We start from the raw sequence: 14,106 nt of genomic DNA on the forward strand, positions 1-14,106 counted from the left end.
GCGATCCCTCTCAGCTAGGCGCCCAGCATAGCCTGGCCGCAGACCCGAATAACGTTGCCCGTCACAGCGTTTGATGCAGGGCTGGCGAAGTAGGCAATGGTCTCGGCGACGTCCACCGGTTGCCCGCCTTGAAACAGCGAGTTCATCCGGCGGCCCACCTCGCGGGTGGCCAGCGGGATAGCCGCGGTCATCTGAGTTTCGATGAAGCCCGGCGCGACGGCGTTGATCGTGATGCCCTTGTCGGCGAGCTCCGGTGCCAGCGCCTGGGTCAACCCGATCATGCCCGCCTTGGTGGTGGCGTAGTTGGTCTGCCCGCGGTTGCCCGCGATGCCGGCCATTGACGACAGCCCGATTACCCGACCACCGTCCCCGATGGTGCCGTTGCCGACCAATCCTTCGGTAAGTCGTTGCGGCGCAAGCAGGTTGACTGCAAGAACGGCGTTCCAGCGGGCATCGTCCATGTTAGCCAACAGCTTGTCGCGAGTGATGCCGGCGTTGTTCACCAGAATGTCGGCCCGGCCGTTGTAATGCTCACGCAGATGTTCGGTGATCCGGTCGACGGCATCGCCTGCGGTGACGTCGAGAGTCAGCGCCGTCCCGCCGATGCGGGCGGCGGTGTCGGCGAGGGCCTCGGCGGCCGCCTCCACGTCGACCGCGATGACTCGGGCCCCGTCACGGGCGAATACGTCTGCGATCGTTGCGCCGATACCCCGTGCGGCACCGGTCACGATGCCCACCTTGCCGTCCAGCGGCCGGTCCCAGTCGGCCGGCGGAGTGGAGTCGGCCGCGCCGACGTAGAACACCTGCCCGTCCACGTAGGCCGATTTGGCCGACAGGATGAAGCGCAGGGTCGATTCTGCGCCGGTAGCGGCTGGTTTGGCGTCGGGCGACAGGTAGACCAGCGCGACGGTGGCGCCCCGGAGCAGTTCCTTGCCCAGCGAGCGGGTGAAGCCCTCCAGCGCCCGCTGCGCGATCCGCTCGTCGGTGCTCCCGGCTTGGTCCGGGGTGGTTCCGACGACGACGATGCGGCCGGAGGGCCCGACGTTGCGCAGCAGCGGAGTGAAGAACTCATGCAGCCCCTTCAACCGGGCCGGCGTAGTGATACCGGTGGCGTCGAAAACCAGCCCACCGAACGAATCGGCCCACCGACCGCCGAGATTGGCGCCCACCACGTCGTAATCCTTGTCCAGCGCTGCTCGCAGCGGCTCGACAACCCGGCCCTCACCGCCGATCAGCAGGGATCCGGCCAGCGGCGGATCACCGGCCCGATAACGCCGCAGTTTCTCGGGCCGCGGAACGCCGAGTTGCTTGGCAAGGAACGAGCCGGGCCCGGAGTTGACGACTTGGGACAATAGATCGGGTGAAACCTTCGGGGCCACTGAGTTGCCTTCCATATCGCGCGTGTTATCTGTCGACTACCGTATCGAAGAGCGAACTTACTCCAGAGTAAGAACAGTAGGTAGTATGACCCCCAGCCGTGGATAACCCCAACCGACGGAGATAACCGTGACTTCTGAAAGTTCCATGCGCCGCGTCGCGGTGCTCGGTGGCAATCGAATCCCGTTCGCGCGCTCGGACCGCGCCTACGCCGAGGCGTCCAACCAGGACATGTTCACTGCCACCCTGGGTGGGCTGGTCGACCGGTTCGGTCTTGCCGGCGAGCGTTTGGGCGCGGTGATCGGTGGCGCGGTGCTCAAGCACAGCCGTGACTTCAACCTCATGCGCGAATGCGTGCTCGGCTCAGCGCTGTCGTCCTACACGCCGGCGTTCGACCTGCAGCAGGCCTGTGGCACCGGGTTGCAGGCGGCGATCGCCGCGGCCGACGGCATCGCCTCCGGCCGCTACGAGGTCGCCGTCGCCGGCGGGGTGGACACCACCTCGGATGCGCCGATTGGCTTGGGCGACAACCTGCGTCGCACCCTGCTGGGACTACGCCGGTCAAAGTCGAACGTCGAGCGGCTGAAGCTGGTCGGCAAGCTTCCGGCCAGTCTCGGGGTGGAGATTCCGGTGAACAGCGAGCCACGCACCGGACTGTCGATGGGCGAGCACCAGGCCATCACCGCCAAGCAGATGGGCATCAAGCGGGTCGACCAGGATGAGTTGGCCGTCGCCAGCCACCGCAACATGGCGGCCGCTTACGACCGCGGCTTCTTCGACGACCTGGTCACTCCGTTCTTGGGCTTGTACCGCGACGACAACCTGCGGCCTGACGCGTCTCTGGACAAGTTGGCCAATCTCAAGCCGGTATTCGGGGTGAAGTCCGGCGACGCCACCATGACGGCCGGCAACTCGACACCGCTGACTGACGGCGCTTCGGTGGCGTTACTGGCAAGCGAAGACTGGGCCGCCGAGCACTCGCTGACGCCGCTGGCCTACTTCGTCGACGCCGAGACGGCATCGGTGGATTACGTCACCGGCGCCGATGGCCTGTTGATGGCGCCGACGTACGCGGTGCCACGACTGCTGGCGCGCAACGGACTCAGCCTGCAGGACTTCGACTTCTATGAAATCCACGAGGCGTTCGCCTCGGTGGTGCTGGCGCACTTGCAGGCCTGGGAGTCCGAGGAGTACTGCAAGGAGCGGCTGGGCTTAGACGCCGCGCTGGGGCCCATCGACCGGTCCAAGCTCAACGTCAACGGGTCCTCGCTGGCCGCCGGTCACCCGTTTGCCGCCACCGGCGGGCGCATCCTGGCGCAGCTGGCGAAGCAACTTACCGAGGCCGCAAAAGCCAGGGCCAAGCAGACGGGGGCGGTAGGCAAGCCGGTGCGCGGGCTGATCTCCATTTGCGCCGCCGGTGGCCAAGGCGTCGCCGCCATCCTGGAGGCCTGACCGGCGTCATCGCGCTGTTTAGCGTCGGCGCCTTCCGGGTACCCCACCATCGGATAGCTCCGTGTTGTCGTCAGACCCCCGACCCGATGGCAGCGCGGGGCGTCCTTGAATCGGCCGTAGGCCTGTTCACAGGCGTCGGCCGAGGGGGGCCGCCGACGGAATGAGGGGATCCCGCGGCGGCCCCTTCCCTAGCCTCAAGGCAAAATCCCCCGTCTTCGACGAGAACGGGGGATTTTGCTATTCAGTTTGGCGTCAGAAGGCCGATTAGCCGACTCACCCCTCGCTAGCGGGACGTGCCCCCCTCAGCCGCTGTTGCGGCTGCATCGTCTTCGCCTAGAAGGCGGCTTCGTCGAGCTCCATGACGTCATTGTCGATCGTGTCCAACACCTGGCGGGTGCTGGTCAACAGCGGCAGGAAGTTCTTCGCGAAGAACGACGCGACCGCGATCTTGCCCTCGTAGAAGGCCCGGTCAGCGTCGCTGACACCGGCGTCGAGCGCCTCCAGGGCCACCACGGCCTGACGCTGCAGCAGCCAGCCGATGACCAGGTCGCCGACGCTCATCAGGAAGCGCACCGAACCCAGCCCCACCTTGTAGATGCTGGAAATGTCGTCCTGCGCGGCCATCAGGTAGCCGGTCAGCGTCGCAGCCATCGCCTGCACGTCGGCCAGGGCGGTGGCCAGCAGCGCACGCTCGGCCTTCAGCCGGCCGTTGCCGGACTCGTTCTTGACGAACTCCTCGATCTGCCCCGACACGTGGGCCAGCGCCACACCCTTGTCGCGGACGATCTTCCGGAAGAAGAAGTCCTGCGCCTGGATGGCCGTGGTGCCCTCGTAGAGCGAGTCGATCTTGGCGTCGCGGATGTACTGCTCGATGGGGTAATCCTGCAGGAAGCCGGACCCACCGAAGGTCTGCAGGCTCTCGGTGAGCTTGGCGTAGGCCTGCTCGGAGCCGACACCCTTGACGACCGGCAGCATCAAGTCGTTGACCTTGACCGCCAAATCGGCGTCCACACCGTGCACTGCCTTGGCCACCGCCGCGTCCTGGTAGGTCGCGGTGTAGGTGTACAGCGCACGCAGACCCTCGGCGTAGGCCTTCTGGGTCATCAGGCTGCGACGCACGTCCGGGTGGTGGGTGATGGTCACCCGCGGAGCGCTCTTGTCGGTCATCTGGGTCAGGTCGGCGCCCTGCACACGCTCCTTGGCATACGCCAGGGCGTTGAGGTAGCCGGTGGACAGCGTCGCGATGGCCTTGGTGCCGACCATCATGCGGGCCTGCTCGATGACCTCGAACATCTGCGCGATGCCGTTGTGCACCTCGCCGACCAGCCAGCCCTTGGCCGGGACGCCGTGCTGACCGAAGGTCAGTTCACAGGTCGCGGAGACCTTCAGGCCCATCTTGTGCTCGACGTTGGTCACGAAGACGCCGTTGCGCTCGCCCAGCTCGCCGGTCTCGAAGTCGAACAGCACCTTGGGCACGAAGAACAGGGACAGGCCCTTGGTACCGGGCCCGGCGCCCTCGGGGCGAGCGAGCACCAGGTGGAAGATGTTCTCGAACAGGTCATCGGAGTCGGCGGACGTGATGAAGCGCTTCACGCCGTCGATGTGCCACGAGCCGTCGGCCTGCGGGATCGCCTTGGTCCGGCCGGCGCCGACGTCCGAACCAGCGTCCGGCTCGGTGAGCACCATGGTCGAACCCCAACCGCGCTCGGCGGCCAGCACGGCCCATTTCTTCTGCTCTTCGGTGCCCAGGTGGTGCAAGATCTGGGCGAATCCGGCGCCGCCGGCGTACATCCAAACTGCCGGGTTGGCGCCGAGCAGGTGTTCGTGCAGCGCCCACAACAGCGCCTTGGGCATCGGCATGCCGCCCAGCGCCTCGTCGAGGCCGACCTTGTCCCAACCGGCCTCGATGACTGCGCGCACCGACTCCTTGAAGCTCTCGGGCAGCGTCACGGAATGAGTTTCTGGGTCAAAGACCGGGGGATTGCGGTCACCCTCGACAAAGGACTCGGCGACCGGACCTTCGGCCAGCCGGCTGATTTCCATCAGCATTTCGCGGGCAGTGTTGGCGTCCAGATCGCTGAACGCACCGTCGCCGAATGACTTGTCAACGCCGAGGACCTCAAAGAGGTTGAATACCTGGTCGCGGACGTTGCTCTTGTAGTGGCTCACTGGTTCCTCCTCGATGAGAACGCCACTCTTGGTTGAGTACCCAAAGCTAAGTTACCCACCAGTAACACCGTTAAAGTATACCCATCAGTAACCGGATGCAACCGACTGTGAGCTAAATTTCATTGTCTAATTAACCAACCAGTTGGGTTCGCGCTGATCGAGATCGTGGCATACCGCTTCACCTGCGGCGATGATGGATAGGTGGCAACTGTGTCGACCGTCACGGCGCTGCCCGAGGTGGACCTGCGCCGCCCTCCTGGCCAACTGAGGGAACGTCTGCGCGAAGTGGCCCACGAGGTGGGCTTCTTTTACCTGATCGGCCATGATGTGCCCGCGGCACTGACTCGCCGGGTGCTGGCGGCGGCGCGGCGATTGTTCGCGCTCCCGCAGGCCGAAAAGGACGCTGTTGCGATGGTGCGCAGTCCGCATTTTCGCGGCTATACCCGGCTGGGTGGCGAGCTGACCGGCGGCGAGGTGGACTGGCGCGAGCAGATCGACATCGGACCGGAGCGCAACCCGGTGGGCGGCCCGGGCAAGCCTGACTACCTGTGGCTGCAGGGCCCCAACCAGTGGCCGGCGGCGCTGCCGGAGCTGCCAGGAATCGTCGCCGAGTGGGACGCAGCGCTTGGCGCGGTGGCCCGCAGCTTGTTGCGGCATTGGGCGGCATCGCTGGGCAGTCCGTCGGACGTGTTCGACGCCGCCTTCGCTGAGACACCGGCCACCCTGATCAAGGTCGTGCGTTATCCGGCGACGGCGGCCGGATCGCAGGGCGTGGGTGCGCATCGCGACTCGGGAGTGCTCACGCTGCTGCTCGCGGAGCCGGGCAGCCAGGGATTGCAGGTGCGGCCGGGGCGGAACGGCGGCGGCTGGATCGACGTCCCAGCCCGCGACGGGGCATTCATCGTCAACATCGGTGAGCTGCTGGAGCTGGCCACCGGCGGCTACCTGCGGGCGACCGAACACCGGGTGAAACTGCGTCACGCGGCTGATCGGATCTCGGTGCCCTACTTCTTCAACCCGCGATTGGACGCGCAGATCCCGACGCTGTCGCTGCCTCCGGAACTGGCAGCGCGGGCAAGCCTGCGGGCGGACCCGTCCGACCCCATCTTCTCGGTGTACGGCCGCAACGCGTGGAAAAGCCGGTTGCGGGCCCACCCCGACGTCGCTGCCGCGCATGGCTACTCGTCGGGCGAGTAGGGTCAGGAAATACCAAAATCCTCCTCGATGCGAATGAAGTCCCGGTGAACCCACCTGACAAGCTGACGCCGTCGTCACTGCGCGAGGCCTTCGGCCATTTCCCATCCGGCGTGATCGCCATCGCGGCCGAAGTCGACGGGATCCGAGAAGGGCTGGCGGCCAGCACGTTTGTCCCGGTGTCGCTGGATCCGCCGTTGGTGTCGTTCTGCGTACAGAACACCTCGACCACCTGGCCGAAACTAAAGCACGTGCGCGCGCTGGGCATCAGCGTTCTGGGCGAGGCGCACGACGAAGCCGTGCGCACACTAGCCGCCAAGACGGGCGATCGGTTCGCCGGCTTGGAAACGGTGTCCAACACCAGTGGCGCGGTCTTCATCAAGGGCACCAGCGTCTGGTTGGAGAGCGCGATCGAGCAACTCATTCCCGCCGGGGACCACACGATCGTGGTGCTGCGGGTCAGCGACGTTCAAGTCGACGCCGACGTTGCGCCCATTGTCTTTCACCGCAGCATTTTCCGCCGCCTGGGCGCCTAGCTCTTCGGTCAGGGGCGCTTGCCGAGTTCGTCTCGGTAGCCCTGGATGCGACGCTCGAGTTCCGCCACGTCCTGCTCACGTCTCTCCTTGTGCGCCAGTGCGGCGCGCACCGAAAGTTCGCGGATCGCCGTTCGAATGTCGTTGATGCTGGCGGGTTGTCGGATAGCCATGCCGACCGCCTTTCCGGTTGCAGCGGGGCAGCCGCCCCGCTCGCGTCGAATACCCGGATCAGCGGTGGCCTAACACCTACTGCTCGTCAGCGGCGGAACAGCTTGTTACCCAGCCACACAACCGGATCGTATCTGCGGTCAGCGACTCGTTCCTTCATCGGAATCAGGGCGTTGTCGGTGATCTTGATGCTCTCGGGGCAGACCTCCGTGCAGCACTTGGTGATGTTGCAGTATCCGAGGCCGTGCTCCTCCTGCGCCTGGTTTCGCCGGTCCAGTGTGTCCAGCGGATGCATCTCCAACTCCGCGATCCGCATCAAAAAGCGCGGGCCGGCAAACGCCTTCTTGTTCTCGTCGTGGTCGCGGATCACGTGGCAGACGTTGTTGCACAGGAAGCATTCGATGCACTTGCGGAACTCCTGAGAACGCTGCACATCCTCCTGCGCCATCCGGTACTCGCCAGGCTGAAGATCCTTCGGTGGCGCGAATGACGGGATTTCCCTGGCCTTTTCGTAGTTGAACGAGACGTCGGTGACCAGATCGCGGATCACCGGGAACGTCCGGATCGGCGTCACGGTAACGACTTCGTCTTCGGCGAAGGTCGACATCCGCGTCATACACATCAATCGGGGCTTGCCGTTGACCTCCGCTGAGCACGACCCACACTTGCCGGCCTTGCAATTCCACCGCACCGCCAGGTCCGGCGTCTGGGTCTGCTGCAGGCGGTGGATGATGTCGAGCACCACCTCGCCCTCGTTGACCTCCACGGTGAAGTCCTGCAATCCACCACCGGACTCGTCGCCGCGCCATACCCGCATGGTTGCGTTGTAGCTCATCAGCCTCTCCGTCCTGGGTGGTCGGCCAGCTCTTCGGCGGTGTAGTACTTCTCCAATTCGGAGATCTCGAACACCTCCAGCAGATCGGGTCGCATCGGCACCTGGTCTTTGTGAGTGACCGAGATGTCCGGGATGACGTCGTCGCCGCCTGCCGCCCTGCAGACCAGCAATACCTTGCGCCACGACGAGTCCATCGACGGATGGTCGTCGCGGGTGTGGCCGCCGCGGCTTTCGGTGCGCTCCAACGCAGCCTTGGCGACGCATTCGCTGACCAGCAGCAGGTTTCGCAGGTCGATGGCCAGGTTCCAGCCGGGGTTGTATTGCCGGTGGCCCTCGACGTGGATGTTCTTGAACCGTTCGCGAAGCTGGTCGAGCCGGCTGAGGGCCTCGGTGATCTCGTCCGCCTTGCGGATGATGCCCACCAGATCGTTCATCGACTGCTGCAGCTCCAACTGCAACGTGTAGGGGTTCTCCGCGGTGGCGCCGTTGGTCGGGGTCTCGAAGGGGGCCAGCGCCCGTTTGGCCGCCGCGTCGATGTCGTCGTCGGAGACTTTCGGACGGCTGCTGAGCGCCCGCACATAGTCGGCGGCGCCCAGGCCGGCCCGACGGCCGAAGACCAGCAGGTCGGACAGCGAGTTGCCGCCTAGCCGGTTGGACCCGTGCATGCCGCCGGAGCACTCGCCGGCGGCGAACAACCCGGGGACCGTGGCGGCACCGGTGTCGGCGTCCACCTCGATACCGCCCATCACGTAATGGCAGGTCGGCCCGACTTCCATGGCCTCTTCGGTGATGTCGACCCCGGCCAGCTCCTTGAACTGGTGATACATCGACGGCAGTCGCCGCTTGATCTCCTCGGGTGTCAGCCGCGACGCGATGTCGAGGTAGACGCCGCCGTGCGGGGTGCCGCGACCGGCCTTGACTTCGGAGTTGATCGCGCGTGCGACCTCGTCGCGGGGTAGCAGGTCCGGAGTGCGACGGGCCGAGTCATTGTCTTTGAGCCACTGGTCGGCCTCTTGCTCGGTCTCGGCGTATTGACCTTTGAACACCGGCGGGATGTAGTCGAACATGAACCGGGTTTGGTCGGAGTTCTTGAGCACCCCGCCGTCGCCGCGCACGCCCTCGGTGACCAGGATGCCCTTCACGCTGGGCGGCCACACCATGCCGGTCGGGTGGAACTGGACGAACTCCATGTTGATCAATGTCGCGCCGGCGCGCAGCGCCAGAGCGTGGCCGTCACCGGTGTACTCCCAGGAGTTCGAGGTGACCTTGAACGACTTGCCGATTCCGCCGGTGGCCATGACCACCGCCGGGGCCTCGAACAAGACGAAGCGGCCGCTTTCGCGCCAATAGCCGAATGCACCGGAGATCCGCCCCCCGTCTTTGACGAGTTCGGTGATCGTGCACTCGGCGAAGACCTTGATCCGGGCCTCGTAGTCACCGACTTCGGCAAAATCCTCCTGCTGAAGCGAGACGATCTTCTGCTGCAACGTGCGGATCAACTCCAGGCCGGTGCGGTCACCGACGTGCGCCAGTCGCGGGTAGGTGTGCCCGCCGAAGTTGCGCTGACTGATTTTTCCGTCTTTGGTGCGGTCGAACAGCGCGCCGTAAGTCTCCAGTTCCCAAACCCGGTCGGGTGCCTCCTGGGCGTGCAGCTCGGCCATCCGCCAGTTGTTCAGGAACTTCCCGCCGCGCATGGTGTCGCCGAAGTGGACCCGCCAGTTGTCCTTCGGGTTGGCGTTCCCCATCGCGGCCGCGGCGCCGCCCTCGGCCATCACCGTGTGGGCCTTGCCGAACAGCGACTTACACACCACCGCAACCTTGAGGCCGCGTTCCCGCGCCTCGATGACTGCGCGCAAACCTGCGCCGCCGGCACCGATCACGACCACGTCGTAGGAGTGCCGTTCGACCTCAGTCATGGAACCTCACTCAACTTTCTGATATCCGTAAACGGCTTCTCAGCCAACAAATCTCAGGTCCGGAATGGCGCCGCCGGCCACCAGCGCGAGGTAGAAGTCGGTGAGCATCAGCGTGCCGAGTGTGATCCACGCGTACAACTTGTGCCGAGTGTTGAGTTTGCTGACCTGGGTCCAGATCCAGTACCGCACAGGGTGTTTGGAGAAGTGCTTGAGCCGTCCACCGGTGATGTGCCGGCATGAATGGCAGGACAGCGTGTACACCCACAGCATGATGACGTTGCCGACCATGATCACGTTGCCCAGGCCGAAGCCGAATCCACCCGGTCCGTCCTCGGAATGGAACGCGACGATCGCGTCGTAGCTGTTGATCACCGAGATGATGCCGGCGACATAGAAGAAGTACCGGTGGGTGTTCTGGACGATCAACGGGAATTTGGTCTCGCCGGTGTAGTGCACGCGGGGCTCGGCCACCGCGCAGGCGGTGGGCGACTGCCACACCGTGCGGTAGTAGGCGCCGCGGTAGTAGTAGCAGGTCAGCCGGAACAGCAGCAGGAACGGCAGCGACAGCGCTGCAAACGGCAGCCACCACACGTTCGGCAGGATCTGCGGCCAGAAGTCGCCGGCCTCACCGCAAGCCTTGCTGAGGCACGGCGAATAGAACGGCGTCAGGTAGTGATACTTCGGGACGAAGAAGTAGTCCCGCTGGAACGCGCGCGCCGTCGCGTAGATGACAAATGCGGCGAAGCCCAGGTCGATCCACAGCGGCGATACCCACCACCGGTCGGTGCGTAGCGTCGGTTGCTGGATGTGGGCGCGGGTGGGTGAAAAGACACCGGACGCAGGACGGTCCGCTGTGGGTGCGCTCATCTATTGTGATCCTCTTCGCGTGGCCTCGTCGGAGAGTACCCACAGCGAAGAGCGCCCGGTCTGGCGGGGGGTGCATCAATAACGACTGTGGCCGCCGACACCTTCGTCGTCGACATCGCGCCAGAACTCGCTGTCATATTGAGTGTCGGGAATGGCGATTTTTTCAGCCGGCTGCTCCAGCGCATGGCGGGCCAGATCCAGCTCGCCGGCGTCGATGTCGAGCAACTCGACGTCATTGAGGATCCGCTGGACGTCGTTGACCACCCGACGCATCGCCGGAGTGTCGCGGTATCGCGACCTCAACGACGTCACGCACCGCCGCAGGCCGCCGATGAGCTCGTGAAGTTCGGCGAGTTCAGTAGTGCTGGACAACGGATCTCCCTACCGATAATGGTGTCATGGATCACATTACGGCACCCGATACTATCCAGCACACAGCGATGGCGTGAGTCAGGTCACGCCCGCCAAGCGGGAGGCAGCCATGCCGGCACCCAGCGGATTGCCCGACCGGGCAACGACACTGCTGACGCTGCATCAGCCGGGCAATCCGGTGATCCTGCCGACGGTGTGGGACGCCTGGTCGGCGCGGCTGGCCACTGACGCCGGTTTCGCCGCACTGACCGTCGGCAGTCATCCCGTCGCCGACTCGATCGGCAAACCCGACAACGAGGGCATGTCATTCGACGACCTGCTGAACCGGGTCGCGCAGATCACCGCCGCGGTGGACGTCCCGGTCTCGGTCGACGTCGAATCCGGTTACGGACTGCCGGCATCGCGGCTGATCGACGGGCTGCTCGAGGCAGGCGCGGTGGGGCTGAATATCGAAGACACCGTGCACAGCGAGGGCAAGCGACTGCGTTCAGCCGATGAACATGCCGAACTGGTCGGTGCGTTGCGCGCCGCTGCCGACCAGGCGGGAGTCCATCTCGTGATCAACGCCCGCACCGACCTTTTCCTGCGCCAGGACGGTGACGATTCGGACCGCGTCGAGCGGGCGGTGGCTCGGTTGAAGAAGGCCGCGGCCGCGGGTGCCGACGTCCTCTATCCTGTCGGCCGCCATGATCCGGAGACGTTGCGGCGCTTGACAACTGAGTTACCGCTGCCGGTCAACGCGATCGCCTTACCCGATCAGGACGATCCCGCTTCATTCGGTCTACTGGGTGTCGGGCGGATCAGCTTCGGGCCGTTCCTGCAGGCGGCCTTGGGGATCCGGGCCAAAGAGATCCTGGCCCGCTGGGGCTAGCCGGCCGGAATGAATTGGCTTCCGCAGCCGTTGCGTTGAGCCATGACCGGCTTTCACCATGAGCAGCACGCCATGACCCGCGTCGACATCGTCACCGGCGTCGCGTATGACGAGTTCACTGCCGCGTTCGAAAAGGCCGCACCGCCGTTTGACCGGGCGACGGCGCAGCGGATCGTCGCTGCCGGCGGCACCTGGGATGACGTTCGCGCCGCGGTGGCGAAAAACGCGCCTAACGAGTTGATGATGTACAGCAAGATCGACGCGAGCGAGCTGCTGGGTGTGGCCGGACATCGCACTCAGGCGATCGAGTACCTGGTCGGCAACCATGTCATTGCCGAGACCATGTTTCGCCATGACCCGAAGGCGCTGTTGTATGCGCCGCTCCGGATGTTGGTCTACAGCGATTCCGACGGCAACGCGATCTTCACGATGGACCGTCCCAGCGCCGCCTTCGGCAGTTTCGGCATCGCCGAAGTGACCGAAGTCGGTGAGGGCCTTGACCGCAAGGTGGCGAACCTGCTCCGAGTCATCGGGGTAGACGCCGAGCAGGCGTTCGCTTGATACGCCGCGAATCCGGTGGAGCCGTTGGGCCCCACCGGATTCGAGCTGGTTGCGGAAGCTCCGCGGGTTACTTGGTGATCTCGATGCGCTGGGCCTGAGTCCCGGCGTAGGCACCGGTGACCCGCACGGTCAGCACACCGGCGTCGTAGGACGCCGAGATGGCGTCGCCGGTGATGTGCGCCGGCAGCCGGAACGACCGACGGAACGAGCCGTACCGGACCTCGCGGAGCGTGCGCCCGTCCTTTTCCTCAGCGTGCTGGTCGCGGCGCTCACCGTGGATGACCAGGCGGCCATGCTCAACCTCGACGTTGACGTCCTTCTCGACGTCCACGCCCGGCAGTTCCAGGCGGACGACCGCGTCCTCGCCGTCCTTGACGATCTCGGCGGCGGGGCTGAACCCGTCGGCTACTGGCTTCAACCAGTCGGTCGCGGGGGCCGGTCCAAAGAAATCGCGCATCCAGCGGTCGACATCCCACGTGGGTCGTGACCACAAGGTCAGGTTGCTCATTCGTATCTCCTCGTGCTTGGTGGTTGCCGACGCTTGCCGGCCTACAGGTACAAACATGAGTCGACCACGCTTAAGTTCCACCTGGGCGTTCGCCCTGAGCGAACGCTTGTCGCGTCCGCTACCAGGATCAGATCAGTGCCGCGTCGAGGGTTTCATCGATCGCCAACCGATAACCGCGTTTGACGACAGTCGCAACAATCTTCCTGTCGCCCAGTGCTCTTCGCAGCCGCAGCACGGCGGTGTCCACGGCGTGCGGATCGTTGGCGCTGCCCGGCAAAGTCCGCAGCAGTTCCCTGCGGGCGACCACGACGCCCGGACGATGCGCCAATGCACGCAGGATCGCCATCGCCGCCGGTGACACCGACTGGACGGTGCCGTCAACCAGCACTGCGGAACCGCGGATATCGATTCGATGGCCGGCCGCCTGCACCGTACGCGAGCGGAGCGTGGGCAGCTCCTTGGCGATATGTCTGGCCAGCTCGGCCAAGCGCATGCGATGTGGTAACGACGTCGGAACGCCCAAGCGTGCCAGCGGGTGTGCGGTCACCGGGCCCACACACATTGCTCGCACATCGGCGCGCAGCGCGTCGAGCAGCTGGTCGTGGATGCCGAGATCGCCGGCCCGCATCAGCGTCGCTGCCACCGCCGGTGCCGAGGTGAAGCTCACCGCGTCGAATTGTCGGTGGGCGACCTGTGTGATCAGCTGGTCGAACTCGCCGCCCGCCGGTACCGGTTTCCACCGGTATACCCGGATCGGGACCACCTCGGCGCCCGCGCTGCGCAGCTCGTCGAGAAACTCCGGAAACGGATCCCACTGCTCGGTAGCACCGTGCAGCTGCACTGCGATGCGACAGCCGGTGATGCCGGATTGCCGCAGATATTGCACGAGCTCGCGCGACGATTCGGTTTTCGGGGACCACTCCTCCGACAGGCCCGCAGCGCGTAATGCGCCGGTGGCCTTCGCCCCACGCGCCACTATCCGGGCGCAGGACAACGCCGCGGTGAGCTGACTGCGCAGCCGCCATCCCTGGGCGGCGGCGATCCAGCCGCGAAATCCGATGCCGGTCGTCGCGATCAGAATATCCGGCGGCCTGGTTATCAAAGCTTCTGTGTTGCAGCGCAATTTGTCGTCATCAGGCAATGCGACCATGGTGATCGCCGCCGCACTGCCAACGGTGGCGCCGTGGCGGCGCAGCAGCGCGCAGAGCTCGTCGGAGCGCCGTGCAGAGGTGACCGCCACCCGGTAGCCGGCGAGCGACGGCGCGGCTGGGTGACCCATA

At 65.4% G+C, this 14,106-nt stretch carries 14 protein-coding genes; 5 read left to right on the plus strand and 9 right to left on the minus strand.

The window, feature by feature from the left end:
- Positions 1–14 precede the first annotated feature (14 nt).
- A complete protein-coding gene (locus VEI45_RS01930) occupies positions 15–1,379 on the minus strand; it encodes a 3-oxoacyl-ACP reductase (protein WP_324849644.1) in 1,365 nt (454 codons plus the stop codon).
- A gap of 127 nt (positions 1,380–1,506) precedes the next feature.
- On the opposite strand from VEI45_RS01930, the gene VEI45_RS01935 reads away from it, so the two are divergent.
- The gene (locus tag VEI45_RS01935; RefSeq protein ID WP_324849596.1) at positions 1,507–2,829 is read left to right on the plus strand and encodes an acetyl-CoA C-acetyltransferase; all 1,323 of its coding nucleotides are present in this window, start codon (positions 1,507–1,509) and stop codon (positions 2,827–2,829) included.
- Between the two features lie 333 nt (positions 2,830–3,162).
- Here the strand turns inward: VEI45_RS01935 and VEI45_RS01940 are convergent, their stop codons facing one another.
- On the minus strand, positions 3,163–4,998 hold the full coding sequence (locus VEI45_RS01940; protein ID WP_324849599.1) for an acyl-CoA dehydrogenase: 1,836 nt from the start codon (positions 4,996–4,998) through the stop codon (positions 3,163–3,165).
- Between the two features lie 210 nt (positions 4,999–5,208).
- On the opposite strand from VEI45_RS01940, the gene VEI45_RS01945 reads away from it, so the two are divergent.
- Both VEI45_RS01945 and VEI45_RS01950 read left to right on the plus strand, forming a co-directional pair.
- Positions 5,209–6,195 carry an isopenicillin N synthase family dioxygenase gene (locus VEI45_RS01945; protein WP_324849600.1) on the plus strand — a complete coding sequence of 329 codons (987 nt, stop codon included), beginning with the start codon at positions 5,209–5,211 and terminating at the stop codon, positions 6,193–6,195.
- A 44-nt stretch (positions 6,196–6,239) separates the two neighbouring features.
- Positions 6,240–6,728: a flavin reductase family protein gene (locus VEI45_RS01950; protein WP_324849602.1), complete on the plus strand. Its 489-nt coding sequence runs from the start codon at positions 6,240–6,242 to the stop codon at positions 6,726–6,728.
- Positions 6,729–6,736: 8 nt separating this feature from the next.
- Here the strand turns inward: VEI45_RS01950 and VEI45_RS01955 are convergent, their stop codons facing one another.
- From VEI45_RS01955 to VEI45_RS01975, 5 genes are all read right to left on the minus strand, one after another.
- Complete coding sequence (locus VEI45_RS01955; protein ID WP_324849604.1) at positions 6,737–6,898, minus strand: hypothetical protein; 162 nt, start codon at positions 6,896–6,898, stop codon at positions 6,737–6,739.
- A gap of 86 nt (positions 6,899–6,984) precedes the next feature.
- Positions 6,985–7,731: a succinate dehydrogenase/fumarate reductase iron-sulfur subunit gene (locus VEI45_RS01960; RefSeq protein ID WP_324849606.1), complete on the minus strand. Its 747-nt coding sequence runs from the start codon at positions 7,729–7,731 to the stop codon at positions 6,985–6,987.
- Complete coding sequence (locus VEI45_RS01965; protein ID WP_324849608.1) at positions 7,731–9,647, minus strand: fumarate reductase/succinate dehydrogenase flavoprotein subunit; 1,917 nt, start codon at positions 9,645–9,647, stop codon at positions 7,731–7,733. The genes VEI45_RS01960 and VEI45_RS01965 overlap by 1 nt, the downstream gene beginning before the upstream one ends.
- A 39-nt stretch (positions 9,648–9,686) precedes the next feature.
- Positions 9,687–10,514 carry a hypothetical protein gene (locus tag VEI45_RS01970; RefSeq protein ID WP_324849610.1) on the minus strand — a complete coding sequence of 276 codons (828 nt, stop codon included), beginning with the start codon at positions 10,512–10,514 and terminating at the stop codon, positions 9,687–9,689.
- Positions 10,515–10,589: 75 nt separating this feature from the next.
- A complete protein-coding gene (locus VEI45_RS01975) occupies positions 10,590–10,886 on the minus strand; it encodes a hypothetical protein (RefSeq protein WP_324849611.1) in 297 nt (98 codons plus the stop codon).
- Between the two features lie 109 nt (positions 10,887–10,995).
- Between VEI45_RS01975 and VEI45_RS01980 the strand changes: the two genes are divergently transcribed.
- Both VEI45_RS01980 and VEI45_RS01985 read left to right on the plus strand, forming a co-directional pair.
- Positions 10,996–11,757 (plus strand): isocitrate lyase/phosphoenolpyruvate mutase family protein, encoded by a 762-nt coding sequence (locus VEI45_RS01980; RefSeq protein ID WP_324849646.1) that lies wholly within the window; start codon positions 10,996–10,998, stop codon positions 11,755–11,757.
- Positions 11,758–11,799: 42 nt separating this feature from the next.
- On the plus strand, positions 11,800–12,318 hold the full coding sequence (locus VEI45_RS01985) for a DUF302 domain-containing protein (protein ID WP_324849613.1): 519 nt from the start codon (positions 11,800–11,802) through the stop codon (positions 12,316–12,318).
- A gap of 67 nt (positions 12,319–12,385) precedes the next feature.
- Here VEI45_RS01985 and VEI45_RS01990 read toward each other — a convergent pair whose 3' ends face one another.
- Both VEI45_RS01990 and VEI45_RS01995 read right to left on the minus strand, forming a co-directional pair.
- Positions 12,386–12,826, minus strand: coding sequence for an Hsp20/alpha crystallin family protein (locus VEI45_RS01990; protein ID WP_324849615.1), 441 nt, complete (start codon positions 12,824–12,826; stop codon positions 12,386–12,388).
- Positions 12,827–12,953: 127 nt separating this feature from the next.
- Positions 12,954–14,105: a uroporphyrinogen-III synthase gene (locus VEI45_RS01995; RefSeq protein WP_324849617.1), complete on the minus strand. Its 1,152-nt coding sequence runs from the start codon at positions 14,103–14,105 to the stop codon at positions 12,954–12,956.
- Position 14,106: the final 1 nt, after the last annotated feature.

This window comes from Mycobacterium sp., from assembly GCF_035623875.1.
Classification (GTDB): domain Bacteria; phylum Actinomycetota; class Actinomycetes; order Mycobacteriales; family Mycobacteriaceae; genus Mycobacterium.